Raw genomic sequence first — 19940 nt, 5'->3', positions numbered from 1 at the left:
CCATGGGACTCTTGCTCGACAAGTCGGTTGGCTGCCTGGTTGGCGCTGCGGTGGGCGATGCCCTCGGCGGGGCCACCGAGACAGCCCTGCCCGAGGAGATCCAGGCCCGATTCGGCGGCTGGGTCGACGGCATCGCGCCGCCGTTCCACGCCAACTGGGCCACCGCGCGGCCAATGGCGCCGTACCACAAGGGCGACGGGCACATCACCGACGACACGTTGATGACCCACGCGCTGGTGCGGGCGTACGCCAGGAAGCGCGACCACCTCGACGCGTACGACGTGGTGGAACTGCTCGTGCCCGACCTGATCGAGCGGGTGGTCTACATCCCGGACCTGGAGCGGGAGGGGCTCACCTTCCACCGCCTGGCCGCCGCCGAGCGGTGGTTGGTGACCCGTCTGCACCACGCGCACGCCGACCCGCGTGAGGCGGGCGTCGGCAACATCGTCAACTGTGGTGCGGCGATGTACATGGCGCCGGTGGGCGTCGTGAACGCGGGCGACCCGGCCGGGGCGTACGCGGAGGCGGTGGAGATCGCCGGTGCCCACCAGCACAGCTACGGGCGGGAGGCGGCGGCGGTCTTCGCCGCCGCGGTCGCCGCCGCCATGACGCCGGGCGCGACCGTCGACGATGTGGTCGGCGCGGCCCTGGACCTGGCTCGGGACGGCACCCGCGCCGCCATCGACGCGGTGGTCACCCAGGCCCGGGAGTACGACGACTGGCGCGAGGCGATCAAGCCGCTGCGCGCCGCAATCGCCCCGTACGACACGGTGGGGGAGGAGTACCGCCGCCCGGGACTGGGCGCACGACGGCCCAGCCGGCTGCACTCCATCGAGGAGTTGCCGGCCGCGCTGGGCATGCTGGTCGTGGCTCGGGGGCAGTTCCGGGCGGCGGTCCTCGGCTCGGTCAACTACGGGCGGGACTCCGACTCGACCGCCACCATGGCGGCGGCGATCGCCGGGGCGCTGGGGGGTGCCGAGGTGGTCCCCACCGAGTGGTCGTCCGTGGTGTCCGAGGCGTCCCGGGTCGACCTGGTCGAGCCGGCCCGGGTGCTGGCCGAGATCGCGGGTGAGGTGTTCACCCGCGACCAGGAGCGGTTCGCCCGTCGGGCCACCCGGTTCCAGGAGCTGGGGGCGGCTGGGAGCGCGAGGAGTGAGCTTGCGAGCCCCGCAGTCGCGACTGGAGGGGTGGCTGGGAGCGCGAGGAGTGAGCTTGCGAGCCCCGCAGTCGCGACTGGAGGGGTGGCTGGGAGCGCGAGGAGTGAGCTTGCGAGCCCCGCAGTCGCGACCGAAAGATTGAGCTGACCTGACATGAGACTGACCTGGGTGCAGCCGGAGGACCTGCTGCCGCACGAGCTGGCGGCCAGCCGGGACGAGGGCCGGGACGTGTCGGCGGTCCTGGACCGCTGGGTGGCGGCTGGTGGGTCGCCCGACGCGCCGGTCAGCGGCGCGTCGGCCGTGCCGGCCGGGCCGGTGTTGCGGGCGCTGGCGGCGAAGCTGCTCGACGTCTGCGACGCGCTGCCGGCGGCCAGTTCGGCCACCGAGCCGGAGACGCTGGAGGCGATCCGGGCGAGTTGGCCGGCGACCTGGGCGGTGTCGGCCGGGCCGGTCGCCCCGGACCGGATGCACGGGGCCTGGCTCGGCCGGGCCGCCGGTTGTCTGCTCGGCAAACCGGTGGAGAAGATCCACCGGCAGGGCATCCGGGAGATCCTGGAGGCGACCGGCCGGTGGCCGCTGTCGGCGTACTTCACCGCTGTCGGGTTGCCGGACGACGTGGCGGCCCGCTGGCCGTGGAACCGACGCAGCAAGGTGAACAGCCTGGTCGAGAACATCGACGGGATGCCGGAGGACGACGACCTCAACTTCGCGTTGCTGGCGCTGCGAGTCCTGGAGACCCGGGGACGGGACTTCACCAGCGAGGACGTCGCCCAGGCCTGGTTGGACTGGGTGCCCGGCGGCCGGGTCTTCACCGCCGAACGGGTGGCCTACCGCAACCTGCTGCTCGGGCTCGTCCCGCCGGCCACCGCGTTGCGGCACAACCCGTTCCGGGAGTGGATCGGCGCGCAGATCCGCACTGACGTCTACGGCTGGGTCAACCCCGGCCGTCCCGACCTGGCCGCCGAGATGGCGTACCGGGACGCGGCGGTGAGCCACGTGCGGGCCGGGGTGTACGGGGCCCAGTGGGTGGCCGCGATGACGTCAGCCGCCCTGGTCGCCGCCGACGTGGACACCGTGCTGGACGTGGGCGAGTCGGTGCTGCCGCCGGAGAGCCGCTTCGCGGCTACCGTGCGCGAGGCGCGGGCGCTGGGCGGCTCCGGTGCCGACTGGGAGTCGGTGGTCGACGAACTGTACGCCCGGCACGGGCACCTGCACTGGGTGCATGTACGCAACAACGCGGCACTGGTCGCCGCCGCGCTCGCGTACGGTCGGGGTGACTTCCAGCGGTCGATCTGCGCGGTGGTCGGCGGCGGCTGGGACACCGACTCGACCGGGGCCACGGTCGGCTCGATCACCGGGGCGTTGACCGGAGCCGCCGGGTTGCCAGCGCAGTGGGTCGAGCCGTTGCACGGGCGGCTGCGCAGCAGCATCGCCGGCTTCGATGGGATCGGTTTCGCAGAGCTGGCCGACCGGACCCTGCGGTTGGCAGGGCAGGCATGACGGGGATGGGGGAGCAGGCATGACGGGGATGGGGGAGCAGGCATGACCGCACGGGTGGTGGTGGTCGGCAGCGTCAACCTGGACCTGGTGGTGAACACACCGAGCCTGCCCCGGCCGGGGGAGACGGTGTTGGGCCACGGGTTCGACACCGTACCCGGGGGGAAGGGGGCGAACCAGGCGGTCGCCGCCGCCCGGGCCGGTGGCGCGTGCGCCTTCGTCGGTGCGGTCGGGCAGGACGGTTTCGCCGCACAGTTGCGCGACAACCTGGCCACCGCCGGCGTGGACGTGACCCGGCTCCGGTCGGTCCCAGGCCCGTCCGGGGTGGCGCTGATCGCGGTGGACACCTCGGCCGAGAACTTCATCGTGGTCGCCCCCGGGGCGAACGGTGGGCTGACCCGGCTGGACGAGGCGGATAAGGCTTTGGTGGCCGCCGCCGACGTACTGCTGTTGCAGTTGGAGACCCCGCTGACCGCCGTGACCGAGGCCGCCGAGGCGGCCCGCGCGGGCGGTACGACGGTGATCCTGAACGCCGCTCCGGCCCGGTCCCTGCCGGCGGAGCTGCTCGCCCTGGTGGACGTGCTGGTGGTGAACCAGGGGGAGGCGGCCACCATCGTCGGGCGCGACGACGAGCCGGAAGCGCTGCTGACGGCGTTGCTCGACCTGGTGCCCCGGGTGGTGTTGACGCTGGGCGCGCGGGGAGCCGCGTACGCCGATCGGGCCGGGTTGCGCCTGACGGTGGCCGCGCCGCGCGTCGACGCGGTGGACACCACCGCCTCCGGTGACTCGTTCACCGGGGCGTTCGCGGTGGCCTGGGCCGAACGCGGTGCGACACCGGGAACCGCCGTAGCTGGCGTGGCCGCACCGGAGGCGGTGGTGGCTGCGCTGCGCTGGGCGTGCGCGGCGGGGGCGGCCTGCGCCCGGCGGCCCGGTGCCTCCACCGCCATCCCGACCCGGGACGAGATCGACGAGTTGTCCGCCACGACCTACGGAGCGACAGGGTGAACCTGGACCCGAACTTCAACCCGTACGTGCCCCGGCCGATCGACCGGTCCACCGAGGTCCCGCTGACCCCGGACGTCGACCTGTCGGTGCTGGACGAGGCGAAGATCTTCGCCGCCCCGGACGACCCGGCGCACTGGCCGGCGTGGCGGGAGCGGCTCACCGCGTGGCGTACCGAGGCCAGGGCCCGGATCGGCTACGACGGCAGCCACTACGACGAGATCCCCACCGACTGTTTCAGTGTCTGCCTGGCCTGGCTCTGGGACGAGACGCTGTACGACCACGAGCGCGGCGTCTTCACCGTCGAGCGGTTCATCGCCGAGGCGGAACGGGACTTCGGCGGCTTCGGCGGGGTGGTGCTCTGGCACGCGTACCCGGTGATCGGGCTGGACGATCGCAACCAGTTCGACTACTACCGGCAGGTGCCGGAGTTGCCGGACGTGGTCCGACAGTTCCAGGAGCATGGGATACGTGTCTACGTCGACTACAACCCGTGGGACACCGGTACCCGCCGGGAGTTGGCTGCTGACGCCGAGCAGATTCCCGCCGCCGACGTGATCCCGGACGCCGAGGTGGTTGCCGACGCCGAGGCGGTTGCCGAACTGGCCGGGCAGCTCGGTGTGGACGGCGTCTTCCTGGACACCCTCAAGGAGGGCGCGGGCGAGCTGCGCAAGACCCTCGACGCGGTACGACCCGGGCTGGCGCTGGAGGGGGAGTCCCGGGTGCCGTTGGCCCGGATCGCCGACCACGGCATGTCCTGGGCGCAGTGGTTCGCCGATTCGACCGTGCCGGGGGTGCTGCGGGCGAAGTGGTTCGAGCGGCGGCACATGCTGCACCACACCCGGCGGTGGAACCGCAGCCACCTGGACGAGCTGCACTCGGCCTGGCTGAACGGGGCCGGCATCCTGGTCTGGGAGAGCGTTTTCGGGGTGTGGGTCGGCTGGAACGACCGGGACCGGGCGGTGCTGCGCGCGATGCGCCGGGTGCAGGCCAGCCACGCCGAGTGGTTGCGGTCCGAGGACTGGGTGCCGCTGGCCGACCACCCGGGCGGTGACATTCCCGTGTACGCCTCCCGCTGGACGCACCAGAATCTGTCACTGTGGACGATCGTCAACCGGGGTACGGCGTACGACGGGCCGTGGCTGGTCGCCGACGCGCCTTCGGGGCACCGCTTCGTCGACCTGGTCACCGGGTCCGAGCTGACCGTGACCGAGCTGCCCGACGGACGGGTGAGCGTCGGCGGTGCACTCCCGGCGGGTGGCATCGCGGCGGTCACCGTCGTCACCACGTCCGACGAGTCAGTCGTCGTCGCCACTACCTCCGACGGGTCGGCCGTTGCCACCTCCGACCCGGCGACGCCGCAACGGTACGAGCCGGCGACCGGGGACCCGAGCTTCCCGGCCCGGGAGGCGGTACGCACCAGCGTGCCGGTCGCGCCGCGTACAGACGTACCGGATGGGATGGTGGCGGTCGACGGCGGGCGACGGGACCTGGTGGTCCGCCACCGGGTACGGGAGACGGGCCTGTACGGCGAAGCGCCCTATGTGGACGAGTGGAAGCCGCTGCCGCCCCGGCTGCACGGCACCGGCACCCGGCACCGGAGCGTGTCCCTGGGCCGGTTCGCCATCGACACCCACGAGGTGACCAACGCCCAGTTCGCGGCGTTCCTGACCACCACCGGATACCAGCCGGTGCGCCCCGAAAGGTTCACCGCCGGTCAGGGACCGGCTGACGCGCCAGTCACCCACGTCGAGTTGGCCGACGCACGGGCGTACGCCACCTGGGCCGGGTTGCGTCTGCCGACCGAGGACGAGTGGCAGGTGGCCGCCGAGGCGGGACTGATCCAGCGGCGTGACCCGCTGGTGTGGAACCTGACCGAGAGCGAGCACAGCGACGGTCGTACCCGGTTCGTGATCCTCAAGGGCGGCATGGCCTATCGGGCAGAGGGCTCGGACTGGTACTTCGACGGTGGCCCGCAGCCGCCGGAGGTGAGCGTGAAGCTGCTGCTGCTCGGTGCTGGCATGACCCGTTCGGCGTCGATCGGCTTCCGCTGCGCCGCCGACCTGACCGAGCCTGGGCCGGACCGGCCGGAGACCGCCGCTGACCTGCCCGGGGAGGGTGCCGCATGATGCCGCTACAGGGCGTGAAGGTGGTCGAGTTGGCCACCCTCTTCGCCGGCCCGCTGGCCGCCGCGTTCCTCGGCGACTTCGGGGCTGACGTGATCAAGGTCGAGCATCCGGCCAAGCCGGACCCGTCCCGGGGCCACGGCCCGGCCAAGGAGGGGGTCGGACTCTGGTGGAAGGTGTTGGGCCGCAACAAGCGGACAGTCACCGCCAACCTTTCCGACCGGGAAGGCGCGGAACTGCTGCGTCGGCTGATCGCCGACGCGGATGTGCTGGTGGAGAACTTCCGGCCGGGCACCCTGGAACGCTGGGGGATCGGGCCGGCGGAGCTGCACGCCATCAACCCCCGGCTGGTGATCGCCCGGATCAGCGGCTTCGGGCAGGTCGGGCCGTACGCCCGCCGACCCGGGTTCGGGACGCTGGCCGAGGCGATGAGCGGCTTCGCCGCCGCCACCGGCGAACCGGACGGGCCACCCACGCTGCCGCCGTTCGGGCTGGCCGACTCGGTGACCGCGCTGGCCACCGCGTACGCGGTCATGCTGGCCCTGCGCGGTCGGGAGCTGACCGGGGCCGGGCAGGTGGTCGACCTGGCCATCATCGAGCCGATCATGGCGATGCTCGGCCCGCAGATCACCTGGTACGACCAGCTCGGCTACGTCCAGCCCCGGCTGGGCAACCGGTCCAACAACAACGCGCCGCGTAACGCGTACCGGTGTGCCGACGGGCGCTGGGTGGCGGTGTCCACCAGTGCGCAGAGCATCGCCGAACGGGTGCTGCGGCTGGTCGGCCGCCCCGAGCTGATCGACGAGCCGTGGTTCGCCACCGGCAGTGGCCGGGCCGCGCACGCCGACGTACTCGACGCGGCGGTGGGTGCCTGGGTCGCGAAGCGGGACCGGGACGAGGTGGTGGCCGCGTTCGAGGAGGCGCAGGCGGCGGTCGCGCCGGTCTACGACGTACGGGACATCCTGGCCGACCCGCAGTACGCGGCGTTGGACACCGCCGTCACCGTGCCGGACGAGGACCTGGGTGAGCTGCGGATGCAGAACGTGCCGTTCCGGATGTCGGCGACGCCGGGGCAGATCCGGCACGCCGGCCGGGGGCACGGCCAGGACACCGAGGCGGTGCTGACCGAACTGGGCCTGACCGTCGACGAGATCGCGGCACTGCGCGAGCGGGGGGCGATCTGATTGCCCGCCGTCCCGCCCAGCGTGGCTTCCGCCGGCGCTGATCTGGCTGCCTTCGTGCCGCTGACCTGGCTCTACGTGCCCGGTGACCGGCCGGACCGGTTCGCCAAGGCAGTCGATGCCGGGGCGGACGTGGTGATCCTCGACCTGGAGGACGCGGTGGTGGCCGGGCGCAAGGCGTACGCCCGGGACGCCGTCGCCGAGTTCGTCTCGTCACCGCACCCCGTGCCGCTACAGGTACGGGTCAACGAGCTGACCGGCCCGGACCTGCCGGCCGACCTCGCGGCGGTGGCCGGTCGACCGGGTGTGGCCGGACTGCGCCTGCCCAAAGTGGAGTCCCCGGTCGACGTGGTGACCGTGGCCGGCAAACTGCCCGGCACCCCGCTGCATCCGCTGATCGAGTCGGCGGTCGGGCTGGAGGCGGCGTACGCCATCGCCAGCGCGCACCCGACGGTGGCCTCGCTCGGCCTGGGCGAGGCGGACCTGCGCTCCGACCTCGGGGTGCTCGGCGAGGAGGGCCTGCTCTGGGCGCGCGGTCGGGTGGTGGTCGCCGCCCGTGCCGCCAGCCTGCCCCCACCGGCCATGTCCGTGTACGCCAACGTCACCGACCTCGACGGGCTGGCCGCCTCCTGCCGGTCCGGCCGGCGGCTCGGCTTCGTCGGCCGGGCGGCGATTCACCCGCGTCAGCTTCCGGTTGTCCGGGACGCGTTCCGGCCCTCGGCGGAGGAGGTCGACCGGGCCCGGGAACTGCTGGCCGCTGTCGCCGAGGCGCAGACCCGGGACTCGGGGACCGTGGTGCTGCCGGATGGCCGGTTCGCCGACCGGGCCATGGTGGCCGCCGCGCAGCGTACCGTCGCCCTCGCCGCAGCACCCTGAGATCAGCCGTCGGTCATCCGAGGTCGCCGATCAGGGCGTCGTGGTGGGCTGACCGGCGAGGTGGACCGAGATGCGTCCGGTGCCTCCACCAGCGACGATGAGCTTCCCGTCGGTGGAGAAGACGACGCGTCGGGTGTGCCCGGTCGATGACGGGGACAGTTGGTCGGGGGCGAGTTCCCGGGTGTCGGCATCCCGTAGCTCGACCCTGCCGTGTCCGCCGACGGCGAGCAGCCGGCCGTCCGGCGAGTAGCTCCACGAATGGCAGGTGCCCCACCGGTCGGTGCGGTACGGGTCATGGATCGCCCATTCCAGCTCTCCCGATTCGACGGACATCGCGGCCGGTCCCTCGGCGTATCCGCCCTCCGCCACGACCAGCAGTTCGGTCGGGTCGAAGCCGACCGTACGTAGGCCGAGGCCGCTGGCGCTGCGATCGAAGGGGACCGGGAACGGGTGGGTCGCCAACAACTCGCCGGTGTCGACGTCCCAGATCTCGGTTTCCAGCAGTTCGTAGCTGAGCGCCAGTAGCCGGCCGGACCGGGACAGTGCACCGGCCTGGCACTCCGGCCGGTCTCGTGTCGGCACCTCCAGCAGGTGATTCCCGGCAGCGTCGAGCACCCGTACGACGTCGTCGGTGTGGAAGACCAGTAGCCGGTTCCGGGCCTGGTCCCAGGCTGGTCGTAGGCGGAACGGGTTGAACCTTGCGGTGGTGAACTGCCGGTAGGAGGCGATGACGGTGCTCGCGCCGGTGTCCAGGTCGAGGTATCGGGTCTCGCCGTTCACGGCGTAGACGATGCCTCGACCGTCGGCGTCGAAGAGCACCGCGTGGATGAAGGTCTGTTCGTTGGTGACCGGTTCGGCGTGTACCGGTTGCCGTCGCCCGGTCCGGATGTCGATCAGATGGATTTCGGCCCCGTACCCCTGGTGGAGCATCGTGCCGACGGCGAGTGTGTGGCCGTCCGGGTGCAGGTCGAAGAAGTCGGAGGCACCGCGATTCGGTACGGCGCACTGCATGACGATGCCGCCGGGTGTGACGTCGTCGGGACCGCGCAGCAGCACGAATCCCTCCTGCATTCGCTTGATGGTCTCCCGTTCGGTGGCGAGCCGTGCGGCGGACTCCGAGGCATACGTCTTTCCGCCGTGTCGGGCCTTGCCGTTGCCGGCCCAGCTGGTTCGCTCGAACCTGGGCCCATCGACGGCCAGTCGGACGTACCTGGGCTTGGGCGGTTCCGGGTGCACCAACGTGATCTCATCCTGTCGCACCCGGGGAAGGTAGCCAAGGGATCCGACATCGGTCGCCGAGATCGTCATCCGTGGGGCTCCGCGAGTCCCTCACGGGGGAGGGCCATTCGTTTGGTGCAGGTCTGACCAGTTACTGGTCCGAAGATGCTCACGCAGGCACGCACCATGAACCGGGTGCCGTCCAGCATCGGGCTCCAATTGAAACCGTGGTCCCCGACCATCGAGCTGGCGGTCGCTCGATGGTTGCCATTCCGGTCGCGGCTGTCGATCCGAATGTTTACCTGTGAGAATCCGGTCCGTGCCCATGCCGTACGGCATCGCGGGCTGTATCTCAACTCGATGTTTCCCAGCGCACCGCCATCCGTTGTGGTCAGTATGCGTTCGTCGTCGTTGCAGTAGTGGTAGCACGTCGAGCAGCCACTGTGATAGATCCGGTACGAGCTAGGGTCCCGGTAGTCGCAGCTGGCCCTACAGGCCATCGACGCTGGTGGGACCGAGGTACGGGTGTTGGCGACCGCCTCGGTTGCTGTGGTGATGCCCAACCCCGCAGTGATTCCAGCCGCGAGGACAATGGTCATGCTAGCCAGTCGTTTCGCGGTCTGGTGCAACTGATTCCCCCAAGAGTTCGGTGTGCCTCGTTCTTGAGGAAGTCGTGTTCATCTCTGAACCGGGTTGCCTGCCGGTCGCGGGATTCGGTGGACCTCGGCGGGGAAGTTGGTTGACCGACGTGAAGGTCGATTGAAGGTGCTGTCCTACTACTGTTCTCGGCCGGATCCGCTGCTCGCTGCCGTCATTTTTTGGCGCGCATTCCCGATGTCGGGCACTCGGGTCAAGGCGTGAGCGGGCCGTGGTTCCGTGCGGGGCGGGGCAGCCAGGCGAGGCAGCGCTGTCTGTCCTGTGTCGACCGTCACGGAGCGGGGTAACCAAGTTTCGCATCGGTATGCGTTGCTCTACGATCATGTCCCGCTACGGAGAGCCGCGTCGTGTGGCGCTGCCCTCCGCAGCGTAACCCCCGACGAACTGGAGTTTCTCGTGCGACGTCTTGTGGCGGCTACCGCCATTGCTGCGGCACTGACCCTGGGCATCACCGGCTGCGGCACCGATGAGGAAAAGTCGGCTCCCCCGGCGGCGGCTCCGACGACCGCAGCGGCTGCGTCCACCCCCGACCCGAAGGCCGCGACCACGGCTGCCTGCAAGGAGGCGGTCAGCGCGGGCGAGACCGTCGCCGCCTCGATGGAGGCCGAGTTCAAGGCGATGCTCGACGCTGCGATGAGCGGCGACGAGGCGAAGGCGACCGAGCTGGAGAAGGCGTTCCGGGCGAAGCTCAAGGCCTGGTCGGACAAGCTGACCACCCTGGCCGGCCAGGAGGCCGATCCGGCGGTGAAGGCCACGTTCACCGAGGCGGCGGCGGCCATCACCGCGCTCAACAGCCCGGACGACAAGACGCCGTCGAACCAGGTGACCAAGAAGCTCGCCGAGGTGGCGCAGAAGGTCAAGACCGCCTGCGCCTGAGCATCAGGAGTTATCACCAGCACCCGTCCGGCCCCGGTACGACTGCTCACTGTCAGTCGTACCGGGGCCGACACCGGTCATTGCCCGGGCAGGATCACCGCTTGGGCCGCTACCACCCGTACCCCGTCGAAGGTCAGTGCGGGGTATCCGTACAACTGGTATCCATCGGCGAGGGCCTGGCTCACCCGCTGACAGAAGGTCGCGTCGTCCGGGCCGGTCAGCAGGCGGTAGCGCAGCCGTTGTTCAGCCTTCTCATCGGTCACGACCTGACGATATCCACCAGGGCATCGCCAGCCCAACCAATGCCGACGGTGCCCTGAGCATCAGATCTATCAGCAGGTCAGGGTGTACCGATGGTGCCCTGCTTGATGACCTGGCCGAAGCTGGTGCCGGCGTTGGGGAACCGCCACAGCTCGGCCTGGCCGGGCTGCCCCGTGCCGACAATCGCGGCGAGGTCGAGATCCGCGTCGTTGTCGAAGTCGCCGAGCGTCAATTGCGTGGTGTCAGCCCAGTTCCAGCCAGTCGCGCTGCCGGTGTCACTGTCCCACCAGGTCACCGGGCTGGCGAAGGTGCTGCCGACTGTGGTGAGGACCTTGACCGAGGACTTCGTACCGTCGTGGTAGAGGGCGACGACGTCGTCCGCGCCGCTGCCGGTCACGTTGCCCACGACGTACCTGGCGGAGTTGCCCGCGAAGCCGGCGGGGTCGGCGTCGGTGCCGCTGTCCCACCACTGGCTGCCGGCTGTGAAGCCACTGCCGGTGGAGGCATGTACGCGAATGCTGCTCTGACCGCCCGTGCCCTCCTGTACGACAGCGAGGTCGGCCTTGCCGTCACCGGTGAAATCACCCGCGAGCAGGTGTGAGCTGGCCCAGGTGTAGGTGCCGCTGCCCTGGACATGCCAGGGGGCGGCCGGAGTGCTGAAGAAGCGGCCGGTGGACGGATAGACGTGGGCTGTCCAGCCGCCCGCCTGGTCGTCGACGATCGCGGCGACGTCGTCGATGCCGTCACCGGTGAAGTCGCCGGCCACGACCCGCGCGTTGCTCAGTGCCCAGGTGCCGGCGTCGGCCGTGCGCTGGTTCGCACGGTACTGGTTGGTGTCGGACCGCAGGTTGAACAGCCGGACCTGACCGTCGGGGTCCTGTCGGAACAGAGCGGTGTCGGTACGCCCGTCGTTGTCGAAGTCACCGTTCACCGTCTTGATCCGGTCGAGGGTGTGCCCACCGTTGACACCGCTGTCCCAGCCGACCGTGGGTGGGTGGAAGCCGGTTCCGGAGGAAATGTACGTCCAGGCTGCCGTCCGACCCTGGCCCATGTCCAACGGAACGACGACATCCGCCCGACCATCGCCGTTGATATCCCCCCGCCGGTCGGCCACGGTTGCGCCGGTGTCGTTGGCGTTGAGGGTGCGCGGTCCGGTTGCCCCGCCGAGTTGCCGGTTGCCGGCCCGGTCGACCGCCGCGACCCAGAAGTTCGCCGAAGCTCCCCATCCGGGGAAATCGGGATCTCCCAGAGAGTGATCGGGATGGTGGCAGTACCGGTGGTGTCTGCCGGGGCCCAGAGTAAGACGGTGTCGTCGAAGCCGTAGTGGTAGCCGGCGATGTCGATGTCTCCGGTGGCCGGCGTGATGGTCACCAGGCCGACGGTGCCGGCGTCGACACCGGTGCCACCTTCCGGATAGTCGGTCGACGTGATGCCGGGGGCACCCGGCCGAATGTCGTCGACGGAGAAGTAGCAGTCCTCGGTGTACGGCCCGTACGCGCCTTTACTGTCCTGGGCACGGGCTCGGTAGGAGTAGACGGTCCCATCGGCTGTTAGGACTCCGCTCGGCACGGCCGGCCAGGTGACCGGCGACCCCGATGGGACAAAAGCGGAGACGGCTGGACCATAGACCACGGTGCCGTCGGACGCCCGCCGGATCTCCAGGTGGGCGGCGAGGTTGTTGCCGTCGGGGTCGGAGAGGCGCGCGGTGAACGAGGCGTCAGCCATGCTCGCCGACCACAGGATGGGATGTGTGGAACTGCCGCAGGCGGTGGCGGGATAGGTGGTCAGTTGGGCCGGCACGTCCGGCGCTGCGTTCTGCGCGGTGGCAGCAGAAGCCGGTAGCCCTGCGAAGGGGATCGTGAGCAGTGCACTGCTCATGATCGCTGCGATGGCCGTACACCGCCGGGAAGCGGTTGGCCCCCAACGTACGGCAGGTGAGATAGGCATGACGATCCTCCGCGTAGCGAGTCGACTACTGTGGATAGCGGATCCTATTGATCTTCATGTTGACCGTCAAGATCCTTAATCGCTGCCAACCCGGCCCTGGTACGACTGCTTGCCGTCAGTCGTACCGGGGCCGGGTTGTGGGGTGATGCGGGTCAGGTCTGGTGGTGGCGGGACGGGGTCCAGCCGAGAAACCGGGCGAAGAGCGCGTACGGCTCGGGGGCGGTGTCCGGGTTGAGCGTGTAGAGGTCGGTCATCGCCTCGTGCAGCAGGCCGCTGAGGTGGACGTACAGCGGCACCGGGTTGTCCTGGAACTGTCGACGCAGGCTGAGTCGCGTCTGCGCACACGGCCAGGGTTGGGCGTCGAAGCCACAGATCCACAGCGGCCGTACCGTCCGATGCGGATCGGGGCGCAGGTGCGGAGTCATGGTCTGCCTTTCGTCGGTCGTGGCACATCGGTCATCGGTCAGGGTGGCTGTGCATAACGCTCTGGAAGGGGCCGCCCTGACGCGGGGAGCCCTGCCGGGGAGAACGTGCCGGAAGGCGGCGGCCAGGGCGGCCCCGCGGTTCCGCCCGTCCTTTGGCGAACGCCGAGCGAAGGGGAAGTTCTGTCGGCGTTCTGGCGGGTCCGAGCGGTTCCGCTGCCCCTCATTTTTGTGATTGGGTGACTACTTATGGCAGGGGCGACGCGCCTACCAGGCAAGACGTACGCCCACCCAGTGCTCGTGTGTAGGAGTGTGTAGATGTCGAACCGCCCCCTACTGGACCTGCTCGCCGGTGAGCTTCGCCGGGCGCGTACGGCCCGTGGTCTGACCCAGATCGCCCTCGGCGAGGAGATCAGCTATTCCGGCTCGCTGGTGGCCATGGTCGAGCAGAGCCGGCGGATACCGAAGCTCGACTTCACCGAGCGTTGTGACCGGGTGCTCAAGACCGAAGGGCTGCTGGGCCGCATCCACCACGTGCTGCTCAGCGACACGCTGCTGCCGTGGTTCCGCGAATGGGTGGCGATCGAGCGTGAGGCGGTGGCGCTGCGGTCGTACGAGCCGCTGGTCGTACCCGGCCTGTTGCAGACCGAGGCGTACGCGCGAGCCCTGCATGTCGGGGCGAGCCCGCTTACCGGTGAGGAGATGGAAGCCCAGGTCATCGCCCGGATGGAACGGCAGGCGGTGCTCTCCCCGGAGAAGCCGCCGATGCTTGTCGCCGTCTTCGACGAGTATGTGCTGCGCCGACCGGTCGGCGGGCCGGAGGTTATGCGGGATCAGCTACTGCACCTGGTCGAGGTCGGCAACCGACACCACGTTCATCTGCACGTCGTGCCGGCCAGCGTCGGGGCGTATCCCGGGCTCAACGGTGCCTTCGCCATCGCCACCCCCGCCGAGGGGGACGACGTGGCCTATCTGGACAACCAACTGAAGGGGCACCTCGTGCAGAATCCCGCCGACCTGTTGACGTTGCGCAATACGTGGGAGGCTGTTCGGGCGGAGGCGCTGTCGCATGGGCAGACGATCGAGATGATCAGGGAGGCGGTGCGGGCATGGAGCTGACCGGCGCGAAGTGGCGCAAGAGCACCCGGAGCAGTGGCAACTCTGGCAACTGTGTGGAGGTCGCCGACAACCTGCCCGATGTGGTGGGCGTACGGGACAGCAAGGACCCCTCCGGCCCGGCGCTCGTCTTCGCGCGTGCGGCCTGGCGCGCGTTCGTCACGCAGACCAAGAACAACTGAGCGCTCGTAACTCAGAGGAAGGAGAGCTGATGTCGAGGAGCCACAGCTACGAGTTGACCGTGGACTGGACCGGGGCCGGGGACACCGGCACGATCAACTATCGGGCCTACGGCCGGGAGCACGAGGTCAGCGCCCCGGGACTGCCCGCGATCCCGGGCACCGCCGACCCGGCGTTCCGGGGTGATCCGACCCGGTGGAACCCGGAGCAGTTGCTCGTCGCCTCGCTGTCCCAGTGCCACCTGCTGTCGTACCTCAGTCTTTGCGCGCGCAGCGGCGTCGTGGTGACCGCGTACGTCGACAGCCCGATCGGCACGATGACCGAGACCGGCGACGGGGGCGGAAGCTTCACCGAGGTCGTGCTGCGTCCCAAGGTCACCGTCGCGTCGGTGGATCAGGTGGAGAAGGCCACCGCGCTACACGAGGCCGCGCACGAGATCTGCTTCATCGCCAACTCGGTCAGTTTTCCGGTACGCAACGAGCCGGTCATCCTGGTCGCCGGCGACGAGTCCACCCGCTGACCCGATCCACCAACTGATCCGATTCGCCAACTGACTCGAAATCAAGTCGACGCCTCAGGTGTCGTGCCGCTCGACCACCCGCTGCACGGCCCGGTAGATCTGGCCGAACCGCAGCGCGTCCGACGTACTCAGCAGCAGGATCTCCTGCCCCCGGCGCTGCACCCACAGCTCGTGGATCCGCGCGCCCTTGTCGTAGGAGCGGTCCAGCCAGCCCAGTGGCACCTCCAAGAACGGGGCCAACGCCAGCGCCCCGACCACGCAGAGCGCCAGGATGACCCCCGGCACCAGCCAGTCGCCCCGGTCGTGGGCGGTGTACGCCAGGGAAAGCACGCAGATTACCGCCAGCAGCGGCGGGATCGACAGCAGGAAGATGAGTACGCCCCGGCCCACCAGTCGGCCGCCCTCGCGTACCGAGCCTCGGCGGCGGGCGTGCCAGACGTAGGTCAACTCGGCGACCGGAATGGTGTGACCACCTGCGCAGACCGTGTCGGAGGTTATCTGCACCGAGTCGTCGCGGTAATAGACGGTCACCATTCCAGCTAACCGTGTCTGTCAATACCTCCCGATCCCCGGGGCGGACCGACGGGCGTGCACCTGGCACCCTGTACGGACCGCCCACGACGTCCTGGGCGGCTTCGTACGTCGAAGAGGGGTGGCACCCGGGTGGCCGCAACGGGGTGGAAGAACGCGTTCTACGGGCTGCTGCTGTTGGGCGGCCTGGTCGTGCTGGTCGTGGTGCCCGGCGTGGTGTCGTGCGCGTTGCCCAACGAGGGGCGACCGCTCACCGAGCGGCTCGACATCGGGTACGGCGCCACCATCCAGCCACCGGCCGGTTCCCGGCTCGATGTCACCGACTCCCGGCCCGGCAGCGGCGAGGTGGTGTTGCTGGTCGACGGGGTGGAGGTGCGGTTGAGCGCCCAGTCGTTCCGGGGGGACGGCGAGCCGTACGCCGCGCACGCCCGGGACAAGTTCCAGCGGGACCAGGGCTTGCAACTGCTCGGACGGCCCGAACCGCTGCGTACCACCTCCGGGGTCACCGGCGAGCGCGGCTCGTTGGTCGCCGAGGACGAGTACGCCGTCAGCGACAACGGCTGCTATGCCATCCTGACCGCCGGGTCGGTCGGCGTCGTCGCCCTGGTCACCCCGGTCACCAACTGCGCCGTCCTGCCCACGTCGGTAAGCGACGCGCTCGCCAGCATCGAGATCGAGGGGGCCGCATGACTCGGCCATGGTCGCCGCTGCGTACCCCGACGTTCTGGCTGCTGCTGGCCACGCTTGCGATCGGGACCCTCGGCACGTTTCTGCTGATGGGCTTCCTGGCCCTGTTCACGCCTCTGTCCGCGCTGGTCAGCCTGCCACCGCTGCTGGTGTTCGGCCTGTTGTCGCTGTTGCTGATCCGGCAACTCGACCACCTCGGTCGCCGCCCATGGTGGCTGGTGCTCATGGCGTACGCCTGGGGCGCGACCGCGTCGATCCTGGCCGCCAGCGGATTCAACTGGTTCGCCGACGTCATCCTGGCCAAGGTCTTCGGCCCGTGGTTCGCGTCCGAGTGGGGCGCGGCGATCGTCGCCCCGATCGGCGAGGAGATCATCAAGGGTGTCGGGGTGGCGCTGCTGATCCTGGCCGCCCGCCCGCACCTGCGTACGGTCTTCAGCGGAGCGGTGTACGGCGCGATCGTCGGCGTCGGCTTCACCATCGTGGAGGATGCCAGTTACGCCTGGGCGGCGGCGGACGAGACGCTGCCGGACAACGTCGGCGAGGCGCTTCGCCTGCTGGTGTTGCGGGTCATGGTGCCGGGTGTGGCCGGGCATCCGCTCTTCAGTGCCCTGGTTGGGGCCGGGATCGCCTACTTCGCGCTGCGTACCGACCGAAGCCGGGGCCGACGGTTCGCCATGCTCGGGCTGGGCTTCGGGTTGGGGGCGCTGGGCCACTTCGCCGTGAACGCGCCGCTGGGCTTCGCTGCCACCAACGCCCTGGACCGGCTGCCCGGGTTCGCCCCGCTGGGCGGCCTCCTCCTGGTCATCGCTGTACCCGCGCTGCTGGGCTGGATCTGGCTGGCCCGGCTCCGGCGTACCGAGGCGGCGCAGCTCACCGCCGAACTCGCCGACCCGACCCGCTTCGTGGACCCGATTCCGGCCACCGTTCCGGCCGGTCCCGCCGCATCCGGCGCTACCGAATCCAGTGAATCCGATCCTGGCGAATCTGACGCTGCCGAGCCGGCAGCTGCCGAGCCGGCGGCTGCTGGGGTGGCGACGGCGGAGGAGGCGTACACCCTGGCGTCCTCGCTTCGGCGCTTCCGGGTCGTACGGGCGGTGCGCCGGGCACACGGTGCTGCCGCCGCACGTGCCGTTCGCCGTCTACACCGGGCACAGTTGCGGTTCGTGCAGCTCCCCGTCGATCCGGTGCCGGCCGCCCCGGCCGCCTACCTCCCGGCCATCCCGGCCCAGCCGATGCTCGCCCCGATTGTGCCGGCCCAGCCGGCTCCGCTCGCGGTCCCGGCCCCCGCTTTCCCAGTCCAGGGTGCCCCGGTGCAGGGTGCCCCCGTTGTGCCTGGCCAGGTGGCCGCGCCTGCCCCCTGGCCGTATCCGCCGATGGCAGCGCCACCCCTGCCAGGTCAGCTACCGCCGGTGCCGGGGCAGTGGGGCCCGTACGGACCCGCGCCGGTAGCTCCGGGGCAGTGGCAGCCGGTCCCGGGTGGCCACTGGCCACAACCCGTGCCCGGCGGGCAGTGGCCACCGGTGCCCGGCCAGTATCCGCCGCCCGCACCCGGGGCCTGGTACCCCATGCCTGCCGTCCCGCCCGGATATCCCACGCCCGTCCCACCCGGGTATCCCACGCCCGTCCCGCCCGGGAGTTGGTATCCCACGCCCACCCCGACGGCCGGGTATCCCATGCCTGCGCCGCCGACCTGGCAGCCGCCGGCACTCCGACCGACACCCGTGCAGGCCGCTCGGGTCGAACTGGCCGCCGCGCGCGCCGAGGTGGCGCGACTGACCGGTTCGGAGAATCCACCTGCTTCCCCCGCTACGCCGGCACCGGCACCGGCCTGGCTGCTCGCCAGCGGCTATGGGCTGGCCGTGCTCGGTGTGGTGCACTGGGCGGCGGCGCTGCTCGGCGTACTGGTGATGGGTGTGCCGGCGGTGCTGGCGTGGCGGCGGCAGCGGCCGCTACCACCCCGGCTGCCCTGGGCCGTGGCCGCTGTTGTCTTCAGCGGCTATCTCTGGCTGACCAGTTGGGTGATGCTGCTGCTCTTCCCCGGCGAGATCTGAGCACCCGGGGCGACCTGATGCGCGCCGGAGCCAGCACGCGGAGCCAGCACGCGGAGCCAGCACGCGGAACCAGCACGTGGAACCAGCACGTGGAACCAGCGGAGCGCTCGGCCACAGCTCAGTGCGGGAAGACCCGGGGTGCCCGAGGGGAGATCTCCTCGCGGAACTGTTCGATCCGGAGGCTGACCTGGCGCATCCCGACGGTGTGCTCCAACCGGTCGAGATAGAGCGACCGTCGGGCCAACGCGGCCAGGTCGACGGTGAAGTAGATCGCCATCAGCGGGTTGACGAAGAGCGTGCTGCCCCGGGTGCGACTGGTGAACTGGTAGTCGCCGCACTCGCCCCGGGTCGCCGCCGCGATCTGGCCGTTGACGATGCTCGGCCGTAACGGGGTGGCCGCCTGCGCGTCCGCCGCCGCGTCCCGGTACAGCACCGCCGCGCGGCTCTGGCTGGGGATGGAGAGCGCGCCGAAGTATGCCCCTTCGCGGTCGAGGGCGGCGATGTTCTCCAGCACCTGGACGTGGTTGACCCCGTGATACGAGTCGATGCCGAAGCCGAGGCAGGTGACCAGCTTGGTCGGCAGGTCCAGCCCGGCTGTCGCGGCCAGGCTGGTCATGTCCTCCTCGGGCGTCCCCAGTCCGGTCTCGTCGCCACGTAGCAGGATGTCGGTTCCGCCGTCGACCAACACGAGCGCGTCGATGTCGAGGTGCTTGACCAGGGCGCGGTAGGCGGCCCGCAGCGGCTGCACACCGGTCAGGGGGAAGGCGTGGACGGTGGCCGGGAGATCGTGTGCGGCCAGCCAGCGGGCGAGGATCCGCTCCGGGAAGTAGTCGTCCGGCCCGGCGGTGTCCGGCTCCACGGCCGCCACGTCCTCGGCGAGCCAACTGTCCAGGTCGAGCAGTTCCAGTTGGGTGAACGACAGGTTGGCCAGGTGCACCTGCTTGCCGGCCTCCAGCAGTGTCAGCGCCAGCGGCAGACCGGCGTAGACGTCGAAGCCGCCGCCGGCACCGGCGAGCAGGACGCTGCGTGCCTCGCTCAGCGCCGCGAAGAGCGGTGGCGTCGCCAGGGACGGCGGGGTGCCCGGTGGGATCACGTACGGGAACCGTGGACGGGCTGGCCGCTTTCTACCGCCCGTTGCAGGGCCCGGTAGATCTGGCCGAACCGCAGCGCGTCGCGGGTGTGCACGAGCAGCACCGGGCGGCCCTGGAATTCGGCCCAGATCTCCAGGTCGTGTGCACCTCGGGCGTAGGACCGGTCCAGGTGTTCGAGCAGGAGGTCGGCGATCGGCCCGGCGGCCAGGCCGACCAGGCAGGCGATGCCGACCAGGAGGATCGTGACGGCCAGGGAGGCGTCGATCCGGAGCGCGACGACCAGGCCGATGACGGCGGCCACGATCGGCCCGATCAGTGCCGCGCCGATGGCACCTCGACCGGCCAACGCCCGCCACGAGCGTCGACCCCGCTGGTGCCACACCCGGGCGAGGCCGCGCAAGGGATAGCTTCGCCCACCTACCCGGATGGCGTCGGAGGTGACCTGTATGCCGAGGTCGTCGTAGTAAGTGATCATTTCCGGCCCCGATCGTTCCGCTACCGGACAACCTACCCAACGAGCCGGGGACGTACGCTGGCTCGCGAC

The 19940-nt window shown here is 70.4% G+C and carries 21 protein-coding genes; 12 read left to right on the top strand and 9 right to left on the bottom strand.

The annotated features are described in order from the left end of the window. Window positions 1–2: 2 nt before the first annotated feature. Genes FHR38_RS06945 through FHR38_RS06920 form a run of 6 tightly spaced genes read left to right on the top strand, consistent with a single transcriptional unit; the run spans window position 3 to window position 7839 of the window. Entirely contained in the window at window positions 3–1304 is a 1302-nt protein-coding gene (locus FHR38_RS06945; protein WP_184533845.1) for an ADP-ribosylglycohydrolase family protein, read from the top strand. Between the two features lie 6 nt (window positions 1305–1310). Further along, complete coding sequence (locus FHR38_RS06940) at window positions 1311–2657, top strand: ADP-ribosylglycohydrolase family protein (RefSeq protein WP_184533843.1); 1347 nt, start codon at window positions 1311–1313, stop codon at window positions 2655–2657. Between the two features lie 42 nt (window positions 2658–2699). Beyond that, entirely contained in the window at window positions 2700–3659 is a 960-nt protein-coding gene (locus FHR38_RS06935) for a ribokinase (protein WP_184533841.1), read from the top strand. After that, window positions 3656–5785, top strand: coding sequence for a formylglycine-generating enzyme family protein (locus FHR38_RS32010; RefSeq protein WP_312881913.1), 2130 nt, complete (start codon window positions 3656–3658; stop codon window positions 5783–5785). The genes FHR38_RS06935 and FHR38_RS32010 overlap by 4 nt, the downstream gene beginning before the upstream one ends. Next, the gene (locus FHR38_RS06925; RefSeq protein WP_184533838.1) at window positions 5782–6966 is read left to right on the top strand and encodes a CaiB/BaiF CoA transferase family protein; all 1185 of its coding nucleotides are present in this window, start codon (window positions 5782–5784) and stop codon (window positions 6964–6966) included. The genes FHR38_RS32010 and FHR38_RS06925 overlap by 4 nt, the downstream gene beginning before the upstream one ends. Then, window positions 6967–7839 carry an HpcH/HpaI aldolase/citrate lyase family protein gene (locus FHR38_RS06920; RefSeq protein ID WP_246446344.1) on the top strand — a complete coding sequence of 291 codons (873 nt, stop codon included), beginning with the start codon at window positions 6967–6969 and terminating at the stop codon, window positions 7837–7839. Window positions 7840–7869: 30 nt separating this feature from the next. Here the strand turns inward: FHR38_RS06920 and FHR38_RS06915 are convergent, their stop codons facing one another. Together FHR38_RS06915 and FHR38_RS33515 are read right to left on the bottom strand one after the other, a co-directional pair. Further along, window positions 7870–9099: a WD40 repeat domain-containing protein gene (locus FHR38_RS06915; protein WP_184533837.1), complete on the bottom strand. Its 1230-nt coding sequence runs from the start codon at window positions 9097–9099 to the stop codon at window positions 7870–7872. 44 nt (window positions 9100–9143) lie between these two features. After that, a complete protein-coding gene (locus tag FHR38_RS33515) occupies window positions 9144–9557 on the bottom strand; it encodes a DUF2690 domain-containing protein (protein ID WP_376771469.1) in 414 nt (137 codons plus the stop codon). 553 nt (window positions 9558–10110) lie between these two features. On the opposite strand from FHR38_RS33515, the gene FHR38_RS06905 reads away from it, so the two are divergent. Beyond that, window positions 10111–10590, top strand: coding sequence for a hypothetical protein (locus FHR38_RS06905; protein ID WP_184533832.1), 480 nt, complete (start codon window positions 10111–10113; stop codon window positions 10588–10590). 77 nt (window positions 10591–10667) lie between these two features. On the opposite strand, the gene FHR38_RS06900 is transcribed toward FHR38_RS06905, so the two are convergent. The 4 genes from FHR38_RS06900 to FHR38_RS06885 all read right to left on the bottom strand — a co-directional run bounded on the left by FHR38_RS06900 (window position 10668) and on the right by FHR38_RS06885 (window position 13223). Beyond that, window positions 10668–10853 (bottom strand): DUF1737 domain-containing protein, encoded by a 186-nt coding sequence (locus FHR38_RS06900; RefSeq protein ID WP_312881912.1) that lies wholly within the window; start codon window positions 10851–10853, stop codon window positions 10668–10670. A 77-nt stretch (window positions 10854–10930) separates the two neighbouring features. Continuing rightward, a complete protein-coding gene (locus FHR38_RS06895; RefSeq protein WP_184533830.1) occupies window positions 10931–11782 on the bottom strand; it encodes an FG-GAP repeat domain-containing protein in 852 nt (283 codons plus the stop codon). Further along, window positions 11779–12729, bottom strand: a complete 951-nt coding sequence (locus tag FHR38_RS32005; protein WP_184533828.1) for a hypothetical protein — start codon at window positions 12727–12729, stop codon at window positions 11779–11781. Before FHR38_RS32005 ends, FHR38_RS06895 begins: the two co-directional genes overlap by 4 nt. A gap of 221 nt (window positions 12730–12950) precedes the next feature. Next, the gene (locus tag FHR38_RS06885) at window positions 12951–13223 is read right to left on the bottom strand and encodes a hypothetical protein (RefSeq protein WP_184533827.1); all 273 of its coding nucleotides are present in this window, start codon (window positions 13221–13223) and stop codon (window positions 12951–12953) included. A 315-nt stretch (window positions 13224–13538) separates the two neighbouring features. Between FHR38_RS06885 and FHR38_RS06880 the strand changes: the two genes are divergently transcribed. From FHR38_RS06880 to FHR38_RS06870, 3 genes are read left to right on the top strand one after another with little or no spacing between them, the layout of a single operon-like run. Continuing rightward, window positions 13539–14339: a helix-turn-helix domain-containing protein gene (locus FHR38_RS06880; RefSeq protein ID WP_184533825.1), complete on the top strand. Its 801-nt coding sequence runs from the start codon at window positions 13539–13541 to the stop codon at window positions 14337–14339. After that, window positions 14330–14518 carry a DUF397 domain-containing protein gene (locus FHR38_RS06875; protein ID WP_184533823.1) on the top strand — a complete coding sequence of 63 codons (189 nt, stop codon included), beginning with the start codon at window positions 14330–14332 and terminating at the stop codon, window positions 14516–14518. Before FHR38_RS06880 ends, FHR38_RS06875 begins: the two co-directional genes overlap by 10 nt. 29 nt (window positions 14519–14547) lie before the next feature. Then, on the top strand, window positions 14548–15036 hold the full coding sequence (locus tag FHR38_RS06870) for an OsmC family protein (protein WP_184533820.1): 489 nt from the start codon (window positions 14548–14550) through the stop codon (window positions 15034–15036). A gap of 54 nt (window positions 15037–15090) precedes the next feature. Here FHR38_RS06870 and FHR38_RS06865 read toward each other — a convergent pair whose 3' ends face one another. Continuing rightward, window positions 15091–15570, bottom strand: a complete 480-nt coding sequence (locus tag FHR38_RS06865) for a DUF6232 family protein (RefSeq protein ID WP_184533818.1) — start codon at window positions 15568–15570, stop codon at window positions 15091–15093. A gap of 129 nt (window positions 15571–15699) precedes the next feature. Between FHR38_RS06865 and FHR38_RS06860 the strand changes: the two genes are divergently transcribed. Both FHR38_RS06860 and FHR38_RS06855 read left to right on the top strand, forming a co-directional pair. Further along, a complete protein-coding gene (locus FHR38_RS06860) occupies window positions 15700–16257 on the top strand; it encodes a hypothetical protein (RefSeq protein ID WP_184533816.1) in 558 nt (185 codons plus the stop codon). Beyond that, a complete protein-coding gene (locus tag FHR38_RS06855) occupies window positions 16254–18305 on the top strand; it encodes a PrsW family intramembrane metalloprotease (RefSeq protein WP_184533814.1) in 2052 nt (683 codons plus the stop codon). Before FHR38_RS06860 ends, FHR38_RS06855 begins: the two co-directional genes overlap by 4 nt. Window positions 18306–18423: 118 nt before the next feature. On the opposite strand, the gene FHR38_RS06850 is transcribed toward FHR38_RS06855, so the two are convergent. Both FHR38_RS06850 and FHR38_RS06845 read right to left on the bottom strand, forming a co-directional pair. Continuing rightward, a complete protein-coding gene (locus FHR38_RS06850) occupies window positions 18424–19398 on the bottom strand; it encodes a DUF1152 domain-containing protein (RefSeq protein WP_312881910.1) in 975 nt (324 codons plus the stop codon). Continuing rightward, a complete protein-coding gene (locus tag FHR38_RS06845) occupies window positions 19395–19871 on the bottom strand; it encodes a DUF6232 family protein (RefSeq protein WP_184533812.1) in 477 nt (158 codons plus the stop codon). The genes FHR38_RS06850 and FHR38_RS06845 overlap by 4 nt, the downstream gene beginning before the upstream one ends. Window positions 19872–19940 lie beyond the last annotated feature (69 nt).

The organism is Micromonospora polyrhachis (genome assembly GCF_014203835.1).
Taxonomy (GTDB): Bacteria; Actinomycetota; Actinomycetes; order Mycobacteriales; family Micromonosporaceae; genus Micromonospora_H; species Micromonospora_H polyrhachis.
The sequence above is the reverse complement of the archived record's forward strand: the minus strand, read 5'-3'. Positions and strand labels throughout refer to the sequence as shown.

Coding starts and splice junctions, on each gene's coding strand:
- FHR38_RS06875 (WP_184533823.1), top strand. CDS start 14,330: ATGGAGCTGACCGGCGCGAAGTGGCGCAAGAGCACCCGGAGCAGTGGC.
- FHR38_RS06925 (WP_184533838.1), top strand. CDS start 5,782: ATGATGCCGCTACAGGGCGTGAAGGTGGTCGAGTTGGCCACCCTCTTC.
- FHR38_RS06885 (WP_184533827.1), bottom strand. CDS start 13,223: ATGACTCCGCACCTGCGCCCCGATCCGCATCGGACGGTACGGCCGCTG.
- FHR38_RS06845 (WP_184533812.1), bottom strand. CDS start 19,871: ATGATCACTTACTACGACGACCTCGGCATACAGGTCACCTCCGACGCC.
- FHR38_RS06865 (WP_184533818.1), bottom strand. CDS start 15,570: ATGGTGACCGTCTATTACCGCGACGACTCGGTGCAGATAACCTCCGAC.
- FHR38_RS06880 (WP_184533825.1), top strand. CDS start 13,539: ATGTCGAACCGCCCCCTACTGGACCTGCTCGCCGGTGAGCTTCGCCGG.
- FHR38_RS06870 (WP_184533820.1), top strand. CDS start 14,548: ATGTCGAGGAGCCACAGCTACGAGTTGACCGTGGACTGGACCGGGGCC.
- FHR38_RS06940 (WP_184533843.1), top strand. CDS start 1,311: ATGAGACTGACCTGGGTGCAGCCGGAGGACCTGCTGCCGCACGAGCTG.
- FHR38_RS33515 (WP_376771469.1), bottom strand. CDS start 9,557: ATGGCCTGTAGGGCCAGCTGCGACTACCGGGACCCTAGCTCGTACCGG.
- FHR38_RS06855 (WP_184533814.1), top strand. CDS start 16,254: ATGACTCGGCCATGGTCGCCGCTGCGTACCCCGACGTTCTGGCTGCTG.
- FHR38_RS32005 (WP_184533828.1), bottom strand. CDS start 12,729: ATGAGCAGTGCACTGCTCACGATCCCCTTCGCAGGGCTACCGGCTTCT.
- FHR38_RS06935 (WP_184533841.1), top strand. CDS start 2,700: ATGACCGCACGGGTGGTGGTGGTCGGCAGCGTCAACCTGGACCTGGTG.
- FHR38_RS06945 (WP_184533845.1), top strand. CDS start 3: ATGGGACTCTTGCTCGACAAGTCGGTTGGCTGCCTGGTTGGCGCTGCG.